Source organism: Spirosoma sp. KCTC 42546 (assembly GCF_006965485.1).
GTDB lineage: Bacteria > Bacteroidota > Bacteroidia > Cytophagales > Spirosomataceae > Spirosoma.
This window is the reverse complement of record NZ_CP041360.1, coordinates 5,607,697-5,632,673: the sequence shown is the minus strand read 5'-3', so window position 1 is coordinate 5,632,673 and position 24,977 is coordinate 5,607,697. Positions and strand designations below refer to the sequence as shown.

The window sequence follows — 24,977 nt, the reverse complement described above, 5'->3', positions numbered from 1 at the left end:
AGTTACCACTACAGATGAACGGCCGTTTACTTCGTTGCTACGTAAAAGAAATCAAGGCTCCCGGCGGGGTCTTTGCTGACAAGGTAATCCGTATACTTGATTTGGGCAGCCAGCCCGTCGGCTTGCAGCAGCCGGTTGCGGTTCAGGCGATTCATCAGATCGTAGGGTACTTGCAGGAGTCGTCGGGGGAGTCGGTATTGCAGGTTGAAAATATCGAAGCGCGTTAGTTTTTTAACAGATTCTTTATTCTGCTCGTAGTACGTCATCACCTTGTCGTTGCCGTGAATTCCCTTCGTTTCAACTTTTGGGAAGTAGTTTGCCATCAATGACTTCAGTCCATCAGCATAGTATTCCCGAACGTGCCAGGGGTTGCGGGTGAGCGAAAAGGTTTTATTCACCGTTGTCAACAGCAGTTTACCACCTGGTTTTAAAACCCGGTGCGCTTCTTTAATGAATAAATCGTCGTTTTCGATATGCTCGATCACCTGAAACGTTACAATGTAATCGAACGTATTGTCAGCAAGCGTACGCAAAGGAGGTATATTGGCAGAAATAAACGTTGAGGTTGGATATTCGGCCTGAAGCGCCTTAATTAACTCTTCGTTCTTATCGATACCGGTATAATGGGTGGCGGCTTTAGTCAATAATTCCAGCCCCCGGCCCCAGCCGCAGCCAATTTCGAGTACATTACCGCTCACCATCGCAGCTGCTTCGACATAGGGAAACAGCAGGCGCTGATGAACCGGATTATCGGATGCAATTTCGGCTGAAGTAATTTCTGTGGTTTTATACATAGTTCGTTCGGGACGTTAGCCGTTGCATATAGTTAACGTCTTTGTTGCAATTCAATCTGTAAAATTACTCTTTTGTGTAAGCAAAGAAAAATGAAGCGGATTCATAAGTCGAACCGGCCTGTTTTTTCGTTATTAATAAACTAGTTCAACGAACGAATTATCGTTAAAACCAGACTGATGAACGGAGCCGCTGTTGCGGTTGTCAAAATTGCGAAAGTAATCCAACTCATCGGTCTGAAATGCACCGTTTTTATGCGCATTCTGTCTGCTTTACTCTTACTTACCATTCTATCGGCCTGCTCAAGCAACAAAAAGACGCAGCAGGCTAAAATCAATGCGGCCTACGACGCCCGTACTGAAGCTCAGCGCAATCAGGCCAACCGGCCACCCGCTACTCGTACAGACGATGGCCAGCGAACAAGCATAGCCACGCAAAGCGATGCGCGTCCGGCTACAACTCAGGCACCGGCACCCGTCAAAGCGGCTGATGGGGCGGCTATTGGTACAGGCCCTGCTATGTCGACAAAAGGGGGCGAATGGGTGGTTACGTCCATCAAAGGAAAGTTTCTGGCGATTGATACATCCAATGTACGGGTGTATATGGACTTAACGGCAAAAACACCAGCAGGCGAAGCCATTATGAACCCCGCCGATTTTGTCGAACATTTCCTGATTGCCTACGTCATGTATCCCGATTATAACAATAGAGAACGGCTGGGCTACGGAACGGTGCCTTTAACTACCCAAAATGTAGGACGGGATGGAGATCACTTGACACTGACATTTGATATAAAGCGGCCCAAAGGAGCTACCAGTGCTGTTTTGCTGACTGAAATTACCGAAACAAACAGCGGGACCAAAGCGCGTAATGATCTATCGTTACGGTTCAACGCGCCTAAATTGAGTGATCGGTTTACGTTGTTTAGTAAGAACAGCAATCAGCCGCAACTGCGAAATTACGTGAATGTGGGCGATACGGTTATCCTTCGCGATGTGAGCGGCATCAGCAAAACTCTGTATGGTGTTCGCTATCGGCATGATTTTGACGCGGCTTCGTCGCCAATGAATACATCGCCCCGGCCGGCTTCTAAATCCCTGTCAGTGGATTCTTCGTTGAGTATCACAACAAATCAGCCGTTCGTACTCCCGCGCGAAGGCCTGTACTATTTTGTGGAAGATACAACCGATGCATCGGGTATTGGGTTAGTCGTTGCGGACAAACGATTTCCGAAGCTGACCCGCCCTGAGAAACTCATTAAGCCTGTGTTGTATATGAGTACCAGCAGCGAAATTGGGGAACTGAATCAGGCGCAGGATACCAAAAAGGCGTTTGATCGCTACTGGCTAAGCATGATGTCGGGTAATGAAGACGTTGCCAGAAAAACACTGAAAGCTTACTTCGATCGGGTTGAAGAAGCGAACCGGTTATTTACAACCTATAAAGAAGGCTGGAAAACCGATAAAGGCATGATTTACATCGTGCTGGGAGCTCCCGACCGTGTGCAACGGAACCGGGAGCGCGAAGTGTGGGTTTATAATCGCCGGGCTAATGTCTCGGAGGTTAATTTTACATTCACGAAGAAACCGAATCAATTTGTCGAAGACCATTATGAACTGGTGCGCTACATTGAGTATCAGCCAATTTGGTATCCGATTGTCGAAGCATGGAGAACCGGCGCAATCCGCGAGTAAATCGCCCCAATCATAATCGAACGAACAATTCCCGTCCCCAGTTTCGTCCTGAGCCCGACGAAATGGTGTTTGGTATTCAATCCGTTATCGAGACGCTCAAGTCTGATCAGCAGATTGATAAACTCTACATGGACAAGGAGTTAAGTAATCATGATATTCAAAATCTGGCTTTTCAGAAACGCGTCACCATTCAGCGGGTACCGGCAGAACGGCTTGATCGATTTACCCGGAAAAATCACCAGGGAGTTGTTTGTCTGATTGCTCAGGTTCAATACGTTAAGCTGTCCAATGTGATTGCGGATGTATTTGAACGGGGCGAACAGCCGTTTTTTCTTTTACTTGACCGCATTACTGATGTTCGGAATTTCGGCGCTATTGCCCGCACCGCCGAATGTACGGGAATTCAGTGCATAGTTATTCCGGGTCGGGGCGCGGCTGCTATCAACTCCGATGCTATGAAAACTTCATCGGGTGCCTTGAACCACATTTCGGTTTGCCGGGAGCCTGAACTCACCGAAACCGTAAAATACTTGCAGGATTCAGGCATTACAGTGGTGGCCTGTACCGAAAAATCAAGCCGTGATTTGTACGAGCGAACGACCAACCTCACGGGTCCACTTGCTATTATTATGGGATCGGAAGAAGACGGTATTTCGCCTGAATTGCTTCGTATGGTAGACACCCACGTCAAAATTCCACTACTGGGCGCTGTTGGTTCGTTGAACGTATCGGTGGCAACAGGCGTGGTGCTGTACGAAGCTGTACGCCAGCGGAGTATGCAAATTGAGCCTGTTGAATAAAGGCCTGGTTAGAACTGAATCTATTTATTTTCCATATGGGGGCTTTAAGCCCCTATTTTTTTAGAATTCCACGGTCAACGCTATCGTTTAGCAATTGCTCGGCATACTGCCAAATGGTAGCAGACCCATTCTGGATAGCTTTCTTCTTTTCATAAACCTTGGCATAGTCTACACTGAATTCCTGCCAGGTGCCCCCATTGTTTGATACGTTTTGAAGCAAGGGTTCTAATCGATCCATTGATCGGGCAAACTTTGCTTCGTCCGTTTTACTTTCTTCAAACTCCTCCCAGATGGCAATAAATTCGGCGGCCTGTTCAGTGGGCAACAAGCCAAAGATCCGTTCCGCAGCTAATCGTTCTTCATCGGTGTTATCATGACTTTTTTGGGTATCGTAGATAAATGTATCACCGGCATCAATCTCGACAATATCGTGGATCAAGACCATCTTCAACACTTTCAGCACATCAATGGGCGTATTCGAATGTTGCGCGAGAACGATCGTCATCATGGCTAAATGCCAGCTGTGTTCCGCATCATTTTCGTTTCGGTCACTGTTAAATAGTTTCGTCTTTCGTTGAATGTATTTAAGCTTATCGATCTCTTTGATAAACGCGATTTGCTTTACTAGCTGATCTGGCTGCATTGTAAGTGAAGTAGAAATTTCCTGGTCAGATTCTTGATTGACTTCTGAACAAAGCTAACTGTTCTTCTCATAAAAAAGTCCCAGCCTGAAGCTATCAGGCTGGGACTTTTTTATGATTGTGCATCTTGATCAATGCTGATCGAGTTGATTCTGCCTAGGTTAAGGTAGCTTCTCCCGGAGAATTTGTAGGATAAGCTCTTGGCCTGACTTAACGTCACTTATTTCCTGTTGAAACTGATCGAACCGTTGATTGATGTTGACCACAAAATGATTAACAGTGACCGTTAATTCTGCTAATCCTTTTGCTGTAATTGCAACACTACGTTCTATGCCCGGTATTTTAGACACCTGTTGCTCAATTCCAGATATTTTAGCCACCTGTTGCTCTATACCCGGTATTTTGGCTACTTGCTGTTCAATGCCGGAAATTTTGGCTACTTGCTGTTCGATGCCGGGTATTTTGGCTACTTGCTGTTCAATACCAGATATCTTGGATACCTCATTGATGATTTGGCCGTTACCCTCAATCAGGCGATCAACTTTCTGTACAAAGTCAGCTAATACCGGCTCAATTTGATTAAGTCTCTTATCAGGTGTCATACAGCAAATATAAGCAAATAAATAACTTTAGGTGACTTAAGGAAAAAACACCGGACGTAGCCCGGTGTTTTTTCCTTAAGCATTTATGCCTTCCCTTTGAGAATCAAAGAGTTTTTGCCATCTGAACGTAGCTTACGCTGACTTCTTCGTTTTCTTAGTTGTGGTCTTCGTGCTTTTCTTGGTGCTAGTTTTTGTATCACCATCCAACGAATTGATCCAGACGGCTAATTTCATGGCATCTTCCTTTGGTACTTGCGTCATTGGAGCCATTGGCGGATAACCAGGCCAGTGCGAAGGAACAGGCGTATAAATCAGCTTTACGATTTCTTCGTTCGAGTAATTTTTCTTGGCTACATCTACATAGGCCGGACCAACTAGGCGCTGGTTTGGGCGGTGGCAGGCAATACAGGTGTATTTGCTCATCAGGGCATTCATATCTGCCGGAATATCGGCTGGTGCCTGAGCGTTAGCGTCGAAGGAGGCTACGGCAAGCGCAGCCGAAGCGATGAGAATGCCAAACGTTTTTTTCATGAGAATCGGGTAAACGATAAAAGGACGAACTAGTTGATAACCGGGTAAAGGTCAGCTTCGCAAAAATATACGGTTTAATGCGATAACCCAATTTTAGCTACGGTTTTTCCTAGTAAACTAAACATTAGACAGTTGTTCTACAAAAACGTTTAATATTTGCCAAAACAAAAAATATGCAGCCGCTCGACCGCTTCTCCGGCCACGCCGATCTCTATGCTCAGTATCGAATAGATTATCCATCTGAGCTGTATGACTTTGTACTTCCATTGGTTGCAAACCGGCAAACTGCCTGGGATTGCGCTACGGGTAACGGGCAGGTGGCGGGGGCATTGGCAGCTCTATTCGAACAGGTTGAAGCCACGGATATCAGCGAAACCCAGCTCATTCTCGCTATTAAAAAATCGAATATCAATTACCAGCTTAGCCCCGCCGAGCAAACCCCTTTTGGTAATTATACCTTCGATTTGATTACGGTAGCTCAGGCTCTACATTGGTTTGATGTCAATGCCTTTCATGAGGAAGTCAGACGGGTAGCCAAACCGGGTGCTGTACTGGCCGAATGGGGTTATGGTTTGGTGCAGCTTGGTCCCGATCTGGACTCAATCATGCTGAATTTTTACCGAAACCGAATTGGCCCCTACTGGGATCCACAACGGAAATACATAGACGATGCCTACGCTACCTTACCATTCCCATTCGCCGATGTGCAACGGGCAACATTCACTGCCCGGCGAACGTGGTCTTTGGAGCGCTTTTTAAATTACCTGCGTACCTGGTCGGCGGTGCGGCAGTACATCCATGAAAATGAAGAAGACCCCGTTAAATGGCTAGGGGAAGAGTTAAAGCCGCTTTGGGGCGACGGCGAGCGCGAGGTTTGCTTCCCTATTTTTTTGCGGATGGGACGGGTTTGATTTTGGCTTTCTCCAGAGTTTTATCTACTCTGAACTTTACGATTTTATCAATCAAGTCGAGAGGAAGTGGGGTGTTCAGCGGGAAATTTATTGTACTTTTCGCACCGGCATAAGCTGAAAGTTCTTCTTTAAATTCTTCCGTTTCTCTGGGTACAGGGTATAAGCCAATGTGGTTTCTCCAGGCGGCAAAACTCACTAAATTACCGTTTAAGGTAAACGTTGGTATTGCGTATTTTATGGTTTCCTCAGCATCTGGCGCAGCCTTTTTGATAGTGGCCCGTATAGCTTCCAGCATCTGTTGAATGTTCTCTGGAAAGCCTGCTATGTAGTCATCGATGTTTTCCGCTGGGCTGTTTTTTGCCGTAGTTGCCATTGTCTAAGCTAGTGGATGCGTGAGTTACTGATACAAATCTACACCCACTCGTTGTACTGAATACTGTGCAAAAACGACATTGTTACGGGTGGAATGCGACTTTTTTGGCAAACTAAGCCTCCCAAATCACTCGTACCACTTTCCCCCTCACGCCAATGGTCTGAAAAAATTCCAGCCAGTGCAGTTGCTGCGGCCCGAGGTGATCGGTGGGGGATTTGACTTCAACAAAATCATAATCGCCCTGCTCATTCCAGATAAGCAAATCCGGGAAACCGCGCGTATGCTCTCGGACGTTGCGGGCCATTTCGAGCAAAATCAGCCGGAGCTGATCAACAGACAACAGCTCGACCATACGCTGAACCAGCGTGAGCAACTCATCCGACCAGTCGACGAGTACGTTGGTAATGCCGTATTTTGCATTGAACATTCGGCCCATATGCCGTCGCCAGTCGTCTTTTGTGTCGAGTTCAGCAAGTCGCTTTTTTAGTAAGTCTTCACGCTTTATGTAAAAGTCGGGCAGGTAAAAATCAGATGGGGCGCGTTGGAGCGGGTGGTGGATGGCCGATACGTTGGCATCGTAAATAATATCCCAGAAAGCCAGCCCAAACAGGCCACGCCAGGGGTAGTTTTCTGTGAACGCTGCATCGAAATCCTGCTCTAAGTAATAATTCATCACACCCGCTTCTACATGGTGGCGATAGGCTGCTGGAATATGGACACTGTCGGCATCCGACAGAAAGCGTGTAGTGGCTTTTCGGGTACGTTTTTTCTCACCCAGACCCAGAATTTTCTCGCGGAAGTCATTCGCGAAATACCGCTCTTCGGCGTTTAACGGATTGACTGCAATTTCGTCGCAAAGAGCAAGGGCTTCGTCAATTGCGCCATTGCGGAATAACAATCGAACACGCCGTTCGCGGGCGGGTACACGGTCGGAGAGTTCATAGACAGATAAGGCCTGCTCAGGTAATTTCTGTCGTTCCAGATAGGCTCCAACCCGACAAACCAGTTTCTGATACCCTGGAATGGCTATTTCGGTTAATTCAGGGCGGGTTTCATTCCAGTTCAAAAACCAGTTATAAATGTCATCAGCGGGGGTATCGGCTTCTTTGAGTTCATAAAATTCTTCGTTCGTCAGCGAAATCAAGAGCTTATCTTCCACCTCTTTTCTGGTTCGGAAACGGGCCGTAAGCTTGCTTTCGTCGTAGCGCTCAAAGTTGACCATACCCAGATCGCGAATCACGAATTCGGTCATGCTACTGCCCCGATTGCCAAAAAACAGGTACTTTACCATCATGCCTTCGACCTCAAAATTCATCTTAATGACGGTCTCGTGGGTAGTAAGGCTCGTAACAATCTCGCCGAAATCAAGTTCGTTTAAGGCATAACGCACAACGTGTTCTTTCTTCTCTTTGGCCAATGCCCTGATCTCTTCCGGCTCCAATGGCAACAGATCGAGTAGTTCGGGTTTGGTGAAAACGCTCAAAGCCACTTCGCCCATACTAGCCTGCTGGGGCGAAAGACGCTCTACAAATCCAGCCTGAAGCAGCTCACCAACGGCTGCCGGTAAGTCAGTTATTTCGGCATATTGTAGTTTGTTGACGCGAAAAAAGAGTCCTTTGCGATTGCTGAACCGGACATACAGGCACTGAGCGTCGAGGCTTAAGGTGTCGAACCGATTCAAAAAATCCCATTCGGCATCGTTCAATAAATTGCTGTACAACCGTTTAACAAAATCCAGCACGTAGCGGAAATTGTCAAGGTAGTACCGAGGGGTGAGAATAATTTTCTGTCGTCCAACCATGCTGTATAAGTAACAAAAAAATAATTAGTTATGTCCCCAACGGATGTTCTGAATGAACTCAATAAACAAGGTATTTTGCCGCCTAAGCAGCAGACGGAAATTGCCGTTATAGAGCAGAAAAGACCGTTTTCGCTTCATTGGGAACTTCGATCGATGCTATACATCGGTATACTTCTGTTAAGCTCAGGACTAGGGTTACTGGTTTATGACAACTTTGATCAGATTGGACATGGGGCCTTGCTGGCAGCTATCGCGCTGGCATGCGTTGGGTGTTTTTTCTTCGCCTGGCGTTATCGGCCCGACTGGACACCCGCTGAAACCAAAAGCCGTTCCACGTTCGGTGATTATGCCCTGATTCTGGCCTGTCTGTTATTCCTTACGCTCGAAGGATATGCTCAGTATGCGTACAACGTGTTTGGCACCCGGTATGGGCTCGTAACCCTACTGCCTGCTTTGCTGTTTTTACCGCTTGCCTATCGGTTCGATCACCGAGGTATACTGGGTATGGCGTTAACAGCCCTGATTTCGTGGGTGGGTGTAACAGTACGGCCGCTTGAACTGTATTTTAAAACCAATTTTTTTGATCAGGATACCGTCTTTTCGGCCATTATTCTAGCGCTTGTTCTGATTGGCGCGGCCATGTTGCTTGATCGAAAACGCATTAAACCGCATTTCACTTATACCTACCTGACAATGGCCGGAAACTTGCTGATGGTGGCGTTGTTGGGTGGGTTATTTAACTTTGAAGATAGCCGGTTGTGGTTTGGACTGGGATTGGCGATAGCCTGTTTCGTCCTCGACCGATATGCGAAACGAGATAATTCCTTCTTGTTTTTGCTGATGGGTGTGGTCTATGGGTACATCGGAGTTACCTATCTGTTTTTTCATTATATGGATTTCAGTAGCGACGACCCCTATTTCTGGTATTTTATCCTGACAGGCATTGCGGTCGTCTATTATCTGATGAACCAGTTCACCAAACGAATCCGCACGAATGAAAGCGTATAACGAACAGTGGATTTATAATCGTAACATTCTGGAGCAGGCCGAGCGATGGCATCAGCAAAAGTTACTATCCGATGAGCAGATGACCCTTGTGCGGAAAGCTTATCCGGTAGAGTTTCGACAGACGAACGGCTTCCTAGAAATCGGCTTATTTCTCTTCACAACGGTTGCCATTCTGGCCTGTTACCTGCTTCCTGCAAGTATGTTCTCTATATTCTCAGAGTCGTCGACGACCTATGGCGTATTTAACATCGTATTTGGCGTTGCAGTTGGGGTGGTTGGGTGGTTACTCATTAATCGGCGTCTGTTGTACCGGAACGGGGTCGATAATGCTTTTGTGGTAACAATGGCTGGTTTTTTGGCATTTGGCTACAATCAATTTCTACCCGATGGCCTTTCGCTTGCTGAACACTGTTTTCTGACTTTGCCGTTACTGCTGCTCATTCTCTGGTATTATGGCGACACGCTTATTGCGTTTTTTACCCTTGCCACATTCTACACCGCTGTATTTGATGGTCTTATCAAGTATGACTGGGGGAAAGATGCGTTGCCGTTTGTGATGATGGGTGTTTCACTTCTTTTGTATGTAGTGGTTACTCAGCTTGTCAAAAGAAATCCAAAGCAGGTGTATTATACTGATCCACTGAACCTCGTCCAGTGGGTTTCCCTGATTGTGTTAGCGGCTAGTAGTAACTATTTTGTGGTGCGTGAACTGAACGGACTCTTGCTTAAAACCAGCTTTATCAGTTCCCGGCATATGGATGCTCCCGAAATCGGACTACCCTGGCTGTTCTGGTTCCTGACGTTTGGCATTCCGGCCGTATACTTGTGGCAGGGGCTAGCCAAGAAAAATAGGATGTTAATTATATTGGGAATGCTTGGATTGATTGCTGCCGTGATGACCGTACATGAGTACACGGCTCTGGTGCCCCTTAATGTAGCTTTGACGATAGGTGGGTTACTTTTAATTGGTATTGCCGTACTCAGTATCCGATTCCTTCGCCAACTAAAACATGGGTTTACAGATGCTCCCGACGACGATTCACCCAATGAGTTCTTTATGAATGCCGCCACTGTGGCTGTCGTTCAGGCAACGGGTTCGATACACCCTGCGCCCAAAGGCGATCTTCGGTTTGGCGATGGTGACTTTGGCGGGGCCGGAAGTGAAGGGAAGTATTGATGTGTATAGAAAATGATATATTTGTGTATAGACTCAGAAAGAGATGAGAACAAATATTGACATCAATGATGAGCTGCTTCAAGTAGCTATGGAAATTAGTCACCTAAAAACAAAAAAAGCGATCGTAGAATTGGCTTTGCAGGAGTATATCAACATGATGCGCCGTAAAGATTTGTTGTCTTTACGTGGGAAAGTTCAATGGGATGGTGATTTAGACCAGATGCGAACCGATAACACACCAACTGATTGGGATAAATGATTATTGATACATCCGTTTGGATAGATTTTTTTAGGGATGTTCAGAGTGCGCAGACAGATTTATTAGTCGAACTCCTGCTTGCGAAGGAGAGGCTGTGTATTACACCTACGATACTGCAGGAAGTCTTACAGGGAGTACATGCTGATAATCATTTTGAACGAATAAAAACCGACCTATTAGCCTGTCGCATGTTACAGATTGACCCTGTTAAAGCCGCTATTGAAGCGGCAACGTTATACCGAACTCTTCGCAAAAAAGGGGTAACGATTCGTAAACCCAACGATTGTTTGATTGCTCATTACGCCATATTCTACGATATTCCTGTTCTGCATAACGATATCGACTTTGACCAAATCGCGCGCTTTACCGCATTACGTATTGCCAACGCGTAGGCGTAATCATAAACTTCCCACTCGCGTCTGCCGAAAAACCGCTAAGTTTGGCATCGAAAACCAACGACCATACGCAGTCGCATGAAAACCGTAGATTCCTACAATTTTGCTGGTAAGAAAGCCCTCGTTCGGGTAGATTTCAACGTGCCCCTTGATAAGGCGTACAATATCACCGACGACACTCGTATTAAAGCCACCATTCCAACCGTTCTGAAAATTGTGAACGATGGTGGCTCGGCCATTCTGATGTCGCACCTGGGTCGGCCAAAAGGTGGTCCTGAAGAGAAATATTCGCTCAAACATTTGCTGCCTGCGTTGAAAGAAGCGTTTGGCCGGGAGGTAAAATTTGCCGACGATTGCATTGGGCAATCGGCTACTGAGCTGGCGGCCAGTCTGAAACCTGGAGAAATCCTGCTGCTCGAAAACCTTCGTTTTTATAAAGAAGAAGAAAAGGGCGATGTAGAGTTCGCTAAAAAACTCGCCAGCCTGGGCGATGTTTGGGTCAATGATGCCTTCGGCACAGCGCACCGTGCCCACGCCAGTACTGCGGTAATGGGTCAGTTTTTTACTGATCGCGTAGCTGGTTACGTCATGGAAGCCGAATTGGAGAACGCCAAAAAAGTGCTGGGCAATGCCGAGCGTCCATTTACGGCAATCATGGGTGGGGCTAAAATTTCGGATAAGATCCTGATTATCGAGAAGTTGCTCGACAACGTCGACAACCTCATTATTGGTGGTGGTATGACGTACACCTTCACAAAAGCCAAGGGTGGCCAGATCGGGAACTCGCTACTCGAAGCTGATAAGCAGGAACTAGCACTTGAGTTGTTAAAAAAGGCGGAAGAGAAAGGCGTGAAAATTTACATGCCACTTGATAACCTCTGCGCTGATTCGTTCTCGAACGATGCCAACCGGCAGGTGGTAGATACGGGTCAGATTCCGGATGGCTGGCAGGGACTGGACATTGGTCCTAAAACGATTGAGTTATTCAAGGATGTTGTGTCAAAGTCAAAAACGGTTCTCTGGAATGGTCCAATGGGCGTATTTGAGTTTGAGAACTTTGCGAAAGGCACCAATGCTATTGCTGAGGCTGTCGTGAAGGCAACTGAAGAAAACGGAGCGTTCTCGCTCATTGGTGGTGGCGACTCTGCGGCTGCCGTTAATCAGGCTGGTTACGGAGACCGTGTTAGCTATGTGTCTACGGGTGGAGGTGCCTTACTAGAGTATATGGAAGGCAAAGTGCTGCCGGGTGTAGCGGCACTGGAGTAGTTGCTTATAAAAAATAGAGACATAAGACAAAAACATACGCCATATCTTCAGAGATATGGCGTATGTTTTTGTCTTATGTCTCTATTTTTTATAGTTTGCAGACAAAATATGCTGCTGTGTCATCTCATCGTCAGGAATATTATCCGCCCTTATTGGAAGACTGTTTTTATCATATTTATAACCGTGGCAACAACGGGGATAATCTCTTTTTTCAACATCGTAATTATCTATACTTTCTACAGAAATACGATTTATACCTTAGTGCTTATTTGGAGACGTATACGTTTTGCCTGTTGCCGAACCATTTTCACTTGTTAGTGCGGATTAGAAATTTTACAGATTTACCTAAGACAGACCAAACGCTCCAGCATGGTACAGAGCTGATCACATCGCCAGAACGCATTATTAGTGAGCAATTTCGGCGTTTTTTTGTGTCTTATGCCAAATCGGTTAAAGTTCAGCAAGAAGGCACCGGTAGCTTATTTCAGAAGAATTTTAGACGCAAACAGGTTGATTCAGATGAATACCTGACTACGTTAATTGCCTATATTCATCAAAATCCACAAACTCATGGCATTTGTACAGATTTCACAGATTACCCGTATAGTTCATATCAGAAAATGATGAATCCTACGCCAACTCGATTAATGAAACGTCAGGTACTTGACTGGTTTGGCGGGAATGAAGCTTATCAATATTTTCATCAAAATGCCTATGAATCAAGGTCGATTAGTGATTTGATTATTGAAAGTTAAGTAGTTTGTAGAAACGCAATACATACGCCATATCTTCAGAGATATGGCGTATGTATTGCGTTTCTACAAACTACTTAACCCCGCTCTCGCTTTATTATCCACGCTGTTTTTATACTCGTGGTGCTTAAAACCAAGGGCTTTCTGGAAAAACGATCGGGCGTGCGCTCGGTCGTTTTTTTGTTGATAGATATAACCCAATTGCAAAGCCGCTGTTGCCCCGAAGGATAATTGATCGGGTTCGCTGAGCGTCAGGGCACGAGTAAGGTAGGGGATAGCTGTATCGGGTTCGTTTCGGCGTTGATAGATACGCCCCATCCGGTAATTGTACTCGGCTTTTTCAGTCGTTATTGGAAATCTGGCGTCGTTGAACGGGTGAAGGTAAGCCAGCGCACTATCGGTAAAGCCACCATCCGAAGCCAGCCGTGCCCGCATCAGAATTTTTTGATTGGGCGATGTTCCCTTTTTGAGATAGGCTTCGGCAAACTTCTGGGCCGCTTTGTCAGACTCGACCGTAGTACGGCCGACGGTCAGGACTTTTTGGAGAAGCGGGCGGGTTTGTGCATCGGTTTTGTCGCTGGCTAACCATTGGCAGAGGAATAGTTTGTAATAGGTATCCTTGAGGAAATTCTGGCCTTTGTAGGCTGCGAGGAACTGCTTAAAATGAGCCGTTGCCGTTGCATAATCACTTTTTTGAATATAGATGTCGCCCAGAATATTGTCAATAACGGGCAGAGGTTGATAGGCCGGTCCTGTAGGCCGTTTCGTCAGATAAGCCAGCGCCTGCTCACTATGTCCGCTTTTCTGTTCGATCGTAGCCCCGAAAAAGTGAAGAAGAAGGTTGTCCTCGTTATCATTCACTAATCGGTTCAAGGTCTGCCCATCGGCATCCGTAAGTTTTAGCACATAAGCCCGTACCATGAGGTCTATGAGTCGGGCTTCGAGCCGGAAAGTGGGGTCCTGTTGCGCCCGCAGTAATTCCTGCTGTCCTTGTTTAACATTACCGTGTAAGCCCAGTAGGTTAGCCACCCAAACGTAATTATCGGGTACGGAGCCAATCATCACATGCAGCGTACCCAGCGATTTGTAAGTTGGCAGGAAATTGGGGAAACGTTTCTGGTTTTCCTTAAGCAGCTTATACGCCCGAATAACATCCCAGCTGGCACTCAGTTCTTTGCCAAATTTAAGTTTTACAAAGGCCCAGTGTAAACGTACCTCGGCCAACAATACCCGTTGCCAGGGCGAAGTATCGTCTAAGTCCTTTAGGGCATCCAGACGCTCGTCTTCGCGATCGCTTAGGGTAGAAAAAGCCTGGTCATCATCGGAGGTAGCCAGGATAAGCATATCGGTATAATCGTCCAGGAAAATACGGACACCGTTATGTACTGGCTCAGTTGCCAGCGTTTGTTGGGCCGATTTGACTTTTAGTTTTTGCAGCTCGGCATAGGCACGTTGCATACCGGGTGTCCATGTAAAGTTCTGGGCACTGGCGGTACTGATTGACAGCAGAAAAATGAATAAATAACGCATCGTACCGGGTGGTTCGAGCCCTAAACACTACAGAAAAGCAAAAAAGGTCGCCAACTGACGACCTTTTTCACGTAATGACATCGTGAATCTACCGACCACGGCCCGTTGGAGCAGGCTCGGGAACGCCTTCAACATCGGCGAAGATACGGCCGCAATGTTCGCAGACGATAATTTTCTTCTTGTCTTTAATGTCTGCCTGACGTTGGGGAGGCACCACGTTGAAACAGCCACCGCAGGCACCGCGTTTTACCATCACAACGGCCAGACCATTGAGGGCGTTACCGCGAATTTTGTTGTATGAATTCAGGAGACGTGGCTCAATGGTCGTCGCCTGATGATCGCGTTGCTTAATGATCTCTTTCTCTTCTTCCTGGCTTTCTGAAGTGATCTGATCGAGTTCCTGTTTTTTTGCTTTCAGGTCTTCTTTTCGTTCGTTCAGGGCAGCCTGAGTCGTTTTGATTTCTTCTTCTTTGCCCCGAACACGGAACTGTGCTTCGTTTGCCCGCTTTTCAACCAATTCGATTTCAAGCGATTGAAGCTCAATTTCTTTGGAGATAGCGTCGAACTCGCGGTTGTTCCGAACGTTCATTTGCTGATCTTTATACTTGGTGATCAGCTTTTCGGCATCTTTTTTAGCAACGCGATTGCGCTCAATTTCTTCTTCTAATGTCTTGATTTCGCTCTGAAACTTACCAATCCGGGTTTCGAAGCCAGCGATGTCATCTTCCAGATCACGGACCTCTTCAGGCAATCCACCGCGAATTTTGATTAGTTCATCCAGTTGAGAATCAAGAGATTGTAGTTTCAGGAGAGCGTCTAATTTTTGCGCAATCGTCAGTTCCATTCGGAGATTTGTGTTTTAATGTATAATGAATAATGTTTAATGTATAATGAGATTTATGCTAACTATCTGAAAGTTAATGAATTCAGGGTTTACATTATTCACTATACATTATTCATTAAAAATATCGAACGGGATTCGTGTCCGTTTCAGATAAAATTACCGCAAAAGTAGTGAATTTTTTTGCCAAATGCCCGCAAATCAATTCTTTCGTAAAGACCTCGCTTTCATAGTGTCCAATATCGCAAATGCTAATGCGCCCGTCGGCATCAAAAAACTCATGGTATTTATAGTCGGCGGTGACAAATACATCCGCTCCGACACGGAGGGCATCGGGTAACAAAAAGCTGCCAACACCCCCGCATACCGCCACGCGTTTGATCGGGTGATCAGGCAGGGGTGTGTACCGGATCAGGTTTAATTGCATTTGTTCTTTTAGGTACGAAAGCCACAAGGAACTATCCATTGGTTCGGCCAGTTCCCCCACCGCTCCTGAGCCAACTTCCTGGTTTTGATTATCTAAGGGAGTCAGGTAATAGGCTACTTCTTCGTAGGGGTGGGCCTGTCGCAGCCCTGCCAGAAGTTGTCCTTGTAAATAAGTAGGCAGGATAACTTCGATTCGATTTTCGGCTTCTTCGTGGTATTCACCTACGGTACCAATAGCCGGTTGAGCGCCTTCACCAGGTTGAAATGTGCCAGTTCCCCCGACCCGAAAACTACAGTTCTTATAATCGCCCAGTTGACCGGCCCCTGCTGCATAGAGTGCATCCAGTACGCGCTGGGTATCGGCTACCGGAACAAAGGTGACCAGTTTAGTTAACACCTGTATTTTAGGGGCCAGCACACGAACGTTCTGTAGCTTAAGTTTCTCTGCAATTTTAAAATTAACGCCCCCTGTTACATTGTCTAGGTTGGTATGCGCGGCATAAATGGCTACGTCATGCTTGATGGCTTTAATAATGGTTCGCTCCACATAGGTTTTGCCATTCAGTTTTTTTAACCCTTTAAATACGATCGGGTGGTGGGCTACAATCACATTACAGCCTTTGGCAATGGCTTCGTCCACAACGGCCTCGGTAGTATCCAGCGTCACCAGCACGCCCGTAATTTCGGTAGATGGATCGCCTACGATCAAGCCTGAATTATCGTAAGATTCCTGGTAGGCGAGGGGGGCAACGGATTCGAGGTATGAAGTAAGATGGCGGATTGTGGTCATGTTCACGGTATAGACTTGCCTGGATAACTGCTAACAGGGCTTTTGCAAAAGTAACGACCTTTATCGGGTAGCAGGAATAGAACGTCGGAACTTTACTAAACAACTGAGACATAATTGAAATTTTATAGAACAAAATCGAAAGTGGGATGAAGCCGCCATTAGGCAATTGCCTGATTGATAGCGTACTGTGGGTCTGTGCACAAGCAAAAGAATTTGAACGATTCTCGAAGTTTGTTGGCCGTGTATAGGGCTTAAGTTTGACTGGAAATCAATCGCCTGCCGACTGGTGTTGACTCAGCCATGAGTAAACAATTGCCTAACTTAATTTTTGTCTTTACTAAACCAGCCTTATTATGACATCAACAATAACCTGTTTCGGCGAAATACTTTGGGATGTACTACCTACCAGTCGGCAACCCGGCGGTGCTCCTATGAATGTGGCTGCCGACCTCCGCAATTTCGGATTGAATGCACAACTTATCAGTCGAGTTGGTAGTGACGATTTAGGACAGGAACTCCTGAATTTTTTAGCCGAAAAACAGCTCCCGCTCGATCTGGTCCAGATCGGCCAAACTCACCTGACTGGGATTGCCAAAGCCAACTTATCGGATACCAACGAGGTGACCTATAAAATTGTACAGCCTGTAGCCTGGGATTATATTTTTCTGGAGCCCATGCTGCTCGAAGCGGTCAGGAAAAGCGATGTATTTGTTTACGGGAGTCTGGCGGCCCGTAGTCCACAAACGCACGAAACATTATTGGCTTTGCTGGAAGTGGCACCGCGTAAAGTGTTCGATGTGAACCTGCGGGCACCCCACTACGAGCGAACTACGGTAGAAGAATTGTTGCATCAGGCCGATATTGCCAAACTGAACGAGCATGAACTGATTGAATTGTCGGATTGGTATGGACAAGAGTCTGATCTTCAAAAGGCCATGTACCAATTATGCGAGCGCTACCAGTTGGAAACGCTTTGCGTAACCCTCGGCGAAAAAGGAGCGGCTCTTCTGGACAAAGCAGATTTCATTCAGCAGGCCGGTTTTCCGGTCGAGGTTGAGGACACCATTGGGAGTGGGGATGCCTTTCTGGCTGCTTTCCTTTACAAAACGCTACAGGGCGAAAGTCCTCAAAAGACGCTAGAGTTTTCCTGTGCCACGGGTGCCTACGTAGCAACCCAGCGAGGGGCAACTCCTTTGTTTTCGGAAGCTACCATTCAGGATTTCCTGAAAAAGACCTCACTTTCTGTTTAATGCTTTACTTCCTGTTTTATGCATAAGCTGCTCGCTGGCGTTATTTTGTTGCTCCATCTTGGTTTTGATTCGGTTGGGCAGCAGACGCGTGCCACCACGAATGCCGAGCCCCATCGTCCCCAGTATCATTTTACGCCCAAAGCGCATTGGATGAACGATCCGAACGGGATGGTGTATTACAAGGGTACCTATCACCTGTTTTTTCAATACTATCCTGACGCCACGGTATGGGGCCCGATGCATTGGGGGCATGCTACCAGTAAAGATATGGTTCACTGGCAGGAGCAACCCATTGCTCTCTATCCGGATAGTTTAGGGTATATTTTTTCGGGCAGTGCCGTTGTGGATGTGAACAACACCAGCGGCTTTGGCAAGAATGGGCAAATACCGTTAGTCGCCATATTTACGCACCACGATCCTAAAGGAGAGAAGCAGAAGTCAGATAGGTTTCAGTACCAAAGTCTGGCTTATAGCCTCGATGAGGGGAAAACTTGGACGAAATACGCTGGTAATCCGGTGTTGCCGAATCCCGGCATTACCGATTTCCGTGACCCAAAGGTGCGTTGGTTTGCTCCTCAGAAAAAGTGGGTTATGACGCTGGCCACCAAAGATCGGGTCACGTTTTATTCCTCGCCTAATCTGAAAACATGGACGAAGGAAAGCGAGTTTGGCCATGATCTGGGCGCGCACGGGGGCGTTTGGGAATGCCCGGACTTGTTCCCGCTGGATCATAACGGCAAGAAAACGTGGGTGTTACTGGTTAGCATCAACCCTGGCGGCCCCAATGGTGGCTCAGCTACGCAATATTTTGTCGGCGACTTCGACGGTTCAACGTTTAAACCCTACTCCAAAGACACGAAATGGATGGATTTCGGAGCCGATAATTATGCTGGCGTCACGTTCGCTAATACGGGTGATCGTACCATTCTTATGGGCTGGATGAGTAACTGGCAGTACGCAACCGTAGTACCTACTTCCTCCTGGCGCAGTGCCAATACAGTGCCCCGTGAACTTGGTCTGAACGAAGTTAATAAGGAGCTATTCCTGACATCCAAACCTGTAAACGAACTGGATGCACTTAGTGGCCAACGTTTTGTGTTGAAAAATCAGACCGTAAAAGGACAGTATGACCTGACGGCTAAAACCAAAAATGAGACGGGCTTATTCAAGCTGGATTTGTCTACGCAAAACACAAATGATTTTTCCATTGTGTTGACTAATGAACAGGGTAATGAATTGACTATTGGCTACGATAAAGGAGCCAATGTTTATTATATCGACCGCAGCCATTCCGGAAAAACGGACTTTGAAAAAGGGTTTGGGAAGCGTCATACGGCTCCGCGTTTGTCGTCAGCTAGTAAAGTATCACTTACCCTTCTGGCTGATGTGGCCTCTGTTGAATTATTTGCTGATAGTGGCCTTACGGTGATGACCGATATCTTTTTTTCGGATAAGGAGCTGAATAAACTGTCTATTAAATCGACTAAGGGCATTTCGTTAACAAATTTGATCTATACCAAATTGAACTCATCTGGTAAGAGTGGTCTCTAAAAAAGCGTTCGATAAAGGGGTTGAATTTGCGTTCGTAACACAGAAAACTTGTCGCAATTAGACCGGCAATTGACGTGTTTACCCCCGCTGTTGTTAGATTGAAACAGCTAGATTTGTTAGCCGATAAACGTGAGTTGCCGACGCTTGATCTATCTGGCGTAATGAGCGAAATCGGCTATCTATCAACGTTTAACTAACAAAACTATGTTTGAGAACACCAAAGCGTTCAGTGGGTTTTCGGTAGATGATCTGCAAAAGGCAAAAGCGTTTTATCAACAAACTCTGGGGCTGAAGGTAACCGAGGAAGCGATGGGTTTGCTATCGCTACATATCAGTGGGGGGACTACTATTCTGATCTATCCAAAGCCCAATCACACCCCTGCTACTTTTACCATTCTTAATTTCCCCGTGGCAGATGTTGACAAAACAGTTGATGAACTGACAGCGCTCGGCGTTCAGTTTGAGCACTACGAGGGCGAAATCAAAACAGATGAAAAAGGGATTTCTCGCGGATACGGCCCTACTATTGCCTGGTTCAAGGACCCCGCCGGAAACATTTTGTCGGTACTGGAAGAGAGGTAATATAGGGTAGAATAAAACCTATGTTAGGCTCATGAAATTGAGCCGTTTTACTGTTAAACTAGTTCAGAAAACAGCTGATTGGGGTGGACATTGTTCCACCCCTTATTCGTTACTGGGCTTACATAAGCCGTGCCAACGGCAATACACCGAATCTCCTGTTCATACATCTTTGGCCGATAAGAGCTTTTTGGGCATATTTAGAACCTTGATGAAGCTATCTGGTTAACTTGCAGTAATCATTAACTTTTTCGTATTGAATACCTCTACGGCGAATCATTACCCTTTTTTACAGGCAGGTGGGGAGATGGGCGAACTTACCCGTCGTTACGATTGGTCAACCACAGTACTGGGTTCTCCTGACCATTGGCCACAAAGCCTGCGGACTACGGTGAGTATATTACTTACCTCAAAGTTTCCCATGTTCCTATGGTGGGGGCCTGAGCTTATTCAGTTTTATAACGATGCCTACCGCCCTAGTCTGGGAAACAATGGAAAACACCCTAAAGCGCTTGGGCAATCCGGAGCCGAATGCTGGCCAGAAATATGGCCTACCATTAAGCCTTTAATTGATCAGGTACTGGCCGGAGGAGAAGCTACCTGGAGTGAAGACCAACTCATACCTATTTATCGCAATGGCCAGTTAGAAGACGTTTATTGGACCTTTAGTTACAGCCCTGTAAAAGATGAGTCCGGCCAACCGACCGGGGTTTTGGTTACTTGTACAGAAACAACAGAAAAAATAGTTAGTGTTCAGCATTTGCAGGAAAGTAAAGACCTGTTAGAGTTTGCCATTGAGGCCACCGAGTTAGGTACCTGGGATTTGAATCCATTGACAAATAAGTTTACCGCAAATGCTCGGTTGAAAGATTGGTTTGGTCTTTTACCAGACGATGAAGTGCTCCTGTCAAAAGCAACAGAAGTTATTGCCGACAAAGATCGCCCACGGGTGATTAAGGCGATTGAGCAGGCATTAGATTATAGATCGGGGGGGCGCTATGCGATTGACTATACCATCGTGCATCCTGTGAACGGAAGCGAGCGAATTGTTCGGGCAAAAGGAAAAACCTGGTTTACAGAGCAGAAGATAGCATACCGATTTAACGGCACTTTGCAGGATATAACCAGCGAACGAAAAGCACAGGAAGAAACCGCAACTGCTGAACAACTGGCCGAACTTGCTATAAAAAGCGCAGGTATTGGCCTTTTTCGCGTTGATTTAGCAACTGGGAAAATAGCGTATTCGCCCGCTTATGCCGCTATTATAACGGGCGATGCCACGAAAAAAGGATTTACCCGACAAGACTTTACCAATTATGTGCATACTGACGATCTACCGTTAAGAGAAGTCGCTAATAAATTGGGGGCGCAAACGGGCGACTTCTATTACCAAATCCGGGTTATTTGGGAGGATGGGTCGGTTCACCATGTCAGTGTAATGGGTGGATTGGAGTACGATGAAGTGGGAAATCCCATCACTTACTCGGGGACGGTACGCGACATTACGGAACAGGAAAAGCAACGTCAGGCACTTCTGGAAGCCGAAGAACGGTTTGCGCAGGCGCAACACCAGAGCGATACGTTATTTCGTAACGTAACCAACAGTTCACCAACTGGTCTGTGGCTATCGGATGAAGCAGGGGGAGTTACCTACCTGAATAAAACTTTGGTTGACTGGACGGGTATGCCCTACAATGACCTCTTGGGGGCAGGTTGGACCAACGTAATTATTGATGAAGACCGACAGCGAAGTATTGATGCATTTTTAGCCGCTATTCGAACACGGGCGCATTACGATGTTTTGTTCCGAATTAAAAAAGGGGATGGACGCGTTGTCTGGTGCCAGGCAGCCGGTGACCCTTATTATCAGGATGATGGTAGCTATGCGGGTTACGCAGGATTCTGTCTTGATATTGAAGAACTGGTGGCTGGTCGTGAAGCGTTGCAACAAAGTGAAGCCAGATTCCGTGCGTTAATTGAAGAAGCTCCCATTGCTACCTGTCTATTTGTGGGTCGGGATATGCGGATAGAGGTGGCAAATGAAATTATGCTCGGTTACTGGGGAAAGAGTCAGTCTGCACTAGGCTACCCTTTACGAGAAGCTGTTCCTGAGTTAGTAGGCCAACCTTTTTTAAGGATACTTGACGAGGTATTCACCAGCGGCAAGACCTACGAAGAAAAAGGAGCACGTGCCGAATTGGCGGTCGATGGAGTGGTGGATACTTATTATTTCGATTTTACGTATAAACCATTACGTAATACGACTGGTGAAGTCTATGGCATCATGGATATGGCTGTTGATGTGACCCGGCAAGTTCTTGCCCAGCAGCAAATTGAGGAAAGCCAGCGACAGATGCTGGCTTCTTTTGAGCAATCGCCAGTGGCTATTGCGATCATTAGTGGTGATGACCTTCGCTTTCGCCTGGCTAATCCCTTTTATGGGGAGTTAGTTGGCCGGAAGCCCAAAGAGTTGATTGGCAAACCCTTGCTGGAAGCCTTACCGGAACTGGTTGGGCAAGGTTTCGACCAGTTGCTCAACCAGGTAATGGCTACTGGAGTCCCTTATGTAGCTAAGGAAGTTGCCGTAGAAATTGTCCGCCAGAATCAATTAGAAACTATATATGTAGATCTAACCTACCAGCCTCAGGATAATGTTAGCCATGACGCTTTGGTAGAGTTCAATGGAGTGGCTGATAAAAAGGATATTGTGGGCGTACTAGTGGTTGCTACTGATGTTACCCAGCAGGTGTTGGCAAGACAAAAAATAGAAGAAAGCGAGGAACGCTATCGAATACTATCCGCTGAATTAGATGCCCAGGTTCAGGAGCGAACCCAGCAATTGCAAGATTCTATCCAGGATCTAAAACGTTCGAATGAAAACCTGGAGAAGTTTGCTTATATCGCAAGTCATGACTTACAGGAGCCCTTGCGTAAGATTCAGCAATTCGGTGATTTGTTGAAGACACGTTATACGGGTCTATCGGGCGATGAAGGCGTTTATCTGGAGCGCATGCAGTCGGCTGCTAGCCGGATGTCGAGATTAATTCGGGATTTGCTGAGCTTCTCCCGCATTTCAACCCAGCGTGACGCCAGTGGACGGGTATCTCTGTCTGATGTACTCCACTCGGTTCTGACGGACTTAGATCTTCGAATACAGGAAACGGGTGCCGTAGTCATGGTAGATCCTCTGCCCACTATTTCGGGCGACTCCTCGCAGCTAGGGCAGTTGTTCCAGAACCTATTGAGTAACGCACTGAAGTTTCGCCAGCCAGACCTCACGCCTATAATTCGGGTATCAACGGAGCGAGTGAGCGCGTTAAATTTGCCCGCATTAGTTAAGCCAACCCGGATTACATCTACCTATCATCGTATTGATGTATCCGATAACGGAATTGGGTTTGACCAAAAGTATGTCGACCGCATCTTTCAGGTCTTCCAACGGTTACACAGCAAAAGAGAGTTTGAAGGGACAGGTATTGGGCTGGCTATCTGTGAAAAAGTGGCTGCTAATCATGGTGGCGCTATTACGGCTACGAGTCAGCCTGGTCGGGGTGCTACATTCAGCATCTATTTGCCGGTATAAGAGGTAGTTAGTGACCATCACTACAAATAACGTAGGTAACAAAGCTAGGTTGAGGAGCTAATTATAGATAACCAAAGTGCGTCTTAAAAGGAACAAAAAAACTGATTAGAATGCATTATGGATTGATTAAGTCAATTTTATGTTTAACTTTTGGCCATTATATATAGCTAAGAGTTAAACAAACGTTCAAAATGACTAATCATCTATCCGGAGATGATTTAAGTTCATCCGATGATTTCAACCCTGAGCAGGTAGTAACTGAGTGGACAGAAGCAGTTGCCAATCTATATACTAATTACCGAGAGTTATCTGCCTATATTCACCAAGCGACAGATCCTGACCAATTGACTGAGGCAGGTGCTATGTATTTAGGGCAATGTCCTGTAAATCAATTAGTTGATTTGGTTTCTGCTATGCAGGCAACTTTAGAAGAACTGTTTCTGGATGTAAGTCAGGGAGATAAAGCCCAGAAACAGACAACGAAGGAGCAGTACAGAAAACTGGCTCATCATACGTTACGGATAAATCAATTAAACAATCAGGCACAATCGCGGCTTCATTTGCTTTCGCTCTCTAGTTCATAAGGAGTATCGGCAGATTTTAAAAAATGATTACGTGTAAGCGTTACCCTCAATGAGCAGAATCTAGCTTTATGAACAAAAAAAGCCTCAGCGGTTCAACGGCTGAGGCTTAAGAAACATAACAATTTAAAAACGTAGGTATGGCCTCTTTATTGTGCAGGCTGTAACAGAAGTGGCATTATTTTCCACTTTAGTAGTGGGTAGACTACACTGGACGGAACGACGGGCAGTGTCTGCATGATAAAATTATAGTTGGATGACGTCTTTTTTGTAACATTAGACCAAAGCTGGTCGCATGTTGACCGGTTGCCTAACTCTTGTAATTCCAGCGTTGAACCGATGCGTACCCTAGCCAAAACCCGTAGTGAATTCTACTACTTTCAATCCATTATGACTCGATGGATGGACAATGATGTGTATGGACACGTCAATAATGTTGTTTATTATAGCTGGTTTGATACCGTTGTCAATCAGTTTCTAATCGTAAATCAGGCTCTTGATATACAAGCAGGCCCTGTTATTGGGTTAGTAGTCGAAACTCAGTGTTCTTATTTCAGTTCTGTTTCCTTCCCAGAAGCTATAACAGTTGGACTGGCGGTTACTCATATCGGCAATTCCAGTGTACGGTATGAACTGGCTATTTTTAAAAATGACCAGGATTATGCAACCGCTCAGGGCCACTTCGTCCATGTGTATGTGGATCGTAATACCCGTCGTCCTACTCCCTTGCCAGAACCGCTCCGGAATATATTACAGACCATTCTTGGTTGATGGCTGGCCTTTTCGCCGGACGCATGCTTGATAACGACACTATGGGCGGTTTTAAGCATAATGGACTTGCTCA

The 24,977-nt window shown here is 46.2% G+C and carries 24 protein-coding genes; 15 read left to right on the top strand and 9 right to left on the bottom strand.

The window, feature by feature from the left end; all coding sequences use genetic code 11:
• Positions 1–26: 26 nt before the first annotated feature.
• On the bottom strand, positions 27–794 hold the full coding sequence (locus tag EXU85_RS23185; RefSeq protein ID WP_142774367.1) for a bifunctional 2-polyprenyl-6-hydroxyphenol methylase/3-demethylubiquinol 3-O-methyltransferase UbiG: 768 nt from the start codon (positions 792–794) through the stop codon (positions 27–29).
• Between the two features lie 252 nt (positions 795–1,046).
• On the opposite strand from EXU85_RS23185, the gene EXU85_RS23180 reads away from it, so the two are divergent.
• Positions 1,047–2,486 (top strand): GWxTD domain-containing protein, encoded by a 1,440-nt coding sequence (locus EXU85_RS23180; RefSeq protein WP_142776806.1) that lies wholly within the window; start codon positions 1,047–1,049, stop codon positions 2,484–2,486.
• A complete protein-coding gene (gene rlmB / locus EXU85_RS23175) occupies positions 2,459–3,286 on the top strand; it encodes a 23S rRNA (guanosine(2251)-2'-O)-methyltransferase RlmB (RefSeq protein WP_142774366.1) in 828 nt (275 codons plus the stop codon). Before EXU85_RS23180 ends, rlmB begins: the two co-directional genes overlap by 28 nt.
• A gap of 52 nt (positions 3,287–3,338) precedes the next feature.
• Here rlmB and EXU85_RS23170 read toward each other — a convergent pair whose 3' ends face one another.
• From EXU85_RS23170 to EXU85_RS23160, 3 genes are all read right to left on the bottom strand, one after another.
• Entirely contained in the window at positions 3,339–3,929 is a 591-nt protein-coding gene (locus EXU85_RS23170) for an HD family hydrolase (protein ID WP_142774365.1), read from the bottom strand.
• A 159-nt stretch (positions 3,930–4,088) separates the two neighbouring features.
• Positions 4,089–4,529: a hypothetical protein gene (locus EXU85_RS23165; protein WP_142774364.1), complete on the bottom strand. Its 441-nt coding sequence runs from the start codon at positions 4,527–4,529 to the stop codon at positions 4,089–4,091.
• Between the two features lie 132 nt (positions 4,530–4,661).
• Positions 4,662–5,060 (bottom strand): cytochrome C, encoded by a 399-nt coding sequence (locus EXU85_RS23160; RefSeq protein ID WP_142774363.1) that lies wholly within the window; start codon positions 5,058–5,060, stop codon positions 4,662–4,664.
• 173 nt (positions 5,061–5,233) lie between these two features.
• Here EXU85_RS23160 and EXU85_RS23155 point away from each other — a divergent pair, with 173 nt between their 5' ends.
• The gene (locus tag EXU85_RS23155; RefSeq protein ID WP_142774362.1) at positions 5,234–5,971 is read left to right on the top strand and encodes a class I SAM-dependent methyltransferase; all 738 of its coding nucleotides are present in this window, start codon (positions 5,234–5,236) and stop codon (positions 5,969–5,971) included.
• On the opposite strand, the gene EXU85_RS23150 is transcribed toward EXU85_RS23155, so the two are convergent.
• Both EXU85_RS23150 and EXU85_RS23145 read right to left on the bottom strand, forming a co-directional pair.
• Positions 5,943–6,344: an iron chaperone gene (locus tag EXU85_RS23150; protein ID WP_142774361.1), complete on the bottom strand. Its 402-nt coding sequence runs from the start codon at positions 6,342–6,344 to the stop codon at positions 5,943–5,945. The genes EXU85_RS23155 and EXU85_RS23150 overlap by 29 nt on opposite strands.
• 112 nt (positions 6,345–6,456) lie before the next feature.
• Positions 6,457–8,145, bottom strand: a complete 1,689-nt coding sequence (locus tag EXU85_RS23145; protein WP_142774360.1) for a VRR-NUC domain-containing protein — start codon at positions 8,143–8,145, stop codon at positions 6,457–6,459.
• Positions 8,146–8,175: 30 nt separating this feature from the next.
• On the opposite strand from EXU85_RS23145, the gene EXU85_RS23140 reads away from it, so the two are divergent.
• From EXU85_RS23140 to EXU85_RS23115, 6 genes are all read left to right on the top strand, one after another.
• Positions 8,176–9,153, top strand: coding sequence for a DUF2157 domain-containing protein (locus tag EXU85_RS23140; RefSeq protein ID WP_142774359.1), 978 nt, complete (start codon positions 8,176–8,178; stop codon positions 9,151–9,153).
• Positions 9,140–10,330 carry a hypothetical protein gene (locus EXU85_RS23135; RefSeq protein WP_142774358.1) on the top strand — a complete coding sequence of 397 codons (1,191 nt, stop codon included), beginning with the start codon at positions 9,140–9,142 and terminating at the stop codon, positions 10,328–10,330. The genes EXU85_RS23140 and EXU85_RS23135 overlap by 14 nt, the downstream gene beginning before the upstream one ends.
• 43 nt (positions 10,331–10,373) lie before the next feature.
• Positions 10,374–10,589, top strand: coding sequence for a type II toxin-antitoxin system VapB family antitoxin (locus EXU85_RS23130; RefSeq protein WP_142774357.1), 216 nt, complete (start codon positions 10,374–10,376; stop codon positions 10,587–10,589).
• On the top strand, positions 10,586–10,981 hold the full coding sequence (locus tag EXU85_RS23125) for a PIN domain nuclease (RefSeq protein ID WP_142774356.1): 396 nt from the start codon (positions 10,586–10,588) through the stop codon (positions 10,979–10,981). Before EXU85_RS23130 ends, EXU85_RS23125 begins: the two co-directional genes overlap by 4 nt.
• An 81-nt stretch (positions 10,982–11,062) precedes the next feature.
• Complete coding sequence (pgk, locus tag EXU85_RS23120) at positions 11,063–12,250, top strand: phosphoglycerate kinase (protein WP_142774355.1); 1,188 nt, start codon at positions 11,063–11,065, stop codon at positions 12,248–12,250.
• A gap of 269 nt (positions 12,251–12,519) precedes the next feature.
• Complete coding sequence (locus EXU85_RS23115; protein ID WP_168207853.1) at positions 12,520–13,005, top strand: hypothetical protein; 486 nt, start codon at positions 12,520–12,522, stop codon at positions 13,003–13,005.
• A 63-nt stretch (positions 13,006–13,068) separates the two neighbouring features.
• On the opposite strand, the gene EXU85_RS23110 is transcribed toward EXU85_RS23115, so the two are convergent.
• The 3 genes from EXU85_RS23110 to EXU85_RS23100 all read right to left on the bottom strand — a co-directional run bounded on the left by EXU85_RS23110 (position 13,069) and on the right by EXU85_RS23100 (position 16,589).
• On the bottom strand, positions 13,069–14,532 hold the full coding sequence (locus EXU85_RS23110) for a tetratricopeptide repeat protein (protein ID WP_142774353.1): 1,464 nt from the start codon (positions 14,530–14,532) through the stop codon (positions 13,069–13,071).
• A gap of 88 nt (positions 14,533–14,620) precedes the next feature.
• Positions 14,621–15,376 carry a zinc ribbon domain-containing protein gene (locus tag EXU85_RS23105; RefSeq protein ID WP_111349440.1) on the bottom strand — a complete coding sequence of 252 codons (756 nt, stop codon included), beginning with the start codon at positions 15,374–15,376 and terminating at the stop codon, positions 14,621–14,623.
• A gap of 115 nt (positions 15,377–15,491) precedes the next feature.
• On the bottom strand, positions 15,492–16,589 hold the full coding sequence (locus EXU85_RS23100; protein ID WP_142774352.1) for a Nif3-like dinuclear metal center hexameric protein: 1,098 nt from the start codon (positions 16,587–16,589) through the stop codon (positions 15,492–15,494).
• Positions 16,590–16,942: 353 nt separating this feature from the next.
• Between EXU85_RS23100 and EXU85_RS23095 the strand changes: the two genes are divergently transcribed.
• The 6 genes from EXU85_RS23095 to EXU85_RS23070 all read left to right on the top strand — a co-directional run bounded on the left by EXU85_RS23095 (position 16,943) and on the right by EXU85_RS23070 (position 24,904).
• Positions 16,943–17,839 (top strand): carbohydrate kinase, encoded by an 897-nt coding sequence (locus EXU85_RS23095; protein ID WP_142774351.1) that lies wholly within the window; start codon positions 16,943–16,945, stop codon positions 17,837–17,839.
• Between the two features lie 18 nt (positions 17,840–17,857).
• Entirely contained in the window at positions 17,858–19,390 is a 1,533-nt protein-coding gene (locus EXU85_RS23090; protein ID WP_142774350.1) for a glycoside hydrolase family 32 protein, read from the top strand.
• A 204-nt stretch (positions 19,391–19,594) separates the two neighbouring features.
• Positions 19,595–19,972 (top strand): VOC family protein, encoded by a 378-nt coding sequence (locus EXU85_RS23085; RefSeq protein ID WP_142774349.1) that lies wholly within the window; start codon positions 19,595–19,597, stop codon positions 19,970–19,972.
• A 253-nt stretch (positions 19,973–20,225) separates the two neighbouring features.
• Complete coding sequence (locus tag EXU85_RS23080; RefSeq protein WP_142774348.1) at positions 20,226–23,552, top strand: PAS domain-containing protein; 3,327 nt, start codon at positions 20,226–20,228, stop codon at positions 23,550–23,552.
• Positions 23,553–23,743: 191 nt separating this feature from the next.
• On the top strand, positions 23,744–24,136 hold the full coding sequence (locus tag EXU85_RS23075; protein WP_142774347.1) for a hypothetical protein: 393 nt from the start codon (positions 23,744–23,746) through the stop codon (positions 24,134–24,136).
• Positions 24,137–24,472: 336 nt separating this feature from the next.
• Positions 24,473–24,904 (top strand): thioesterase family protein, encoded by a 432-nt coding sequence (locus EXU85_RS23070; protein ID WP_142774346.1) that lies wholly within the window; start codon positions 24,473–24,475, stop codon positions 24,902–24,904.
• The last annotated feature ends 73 nt before the right edge of the window (positions 24,905–24,977 follow it).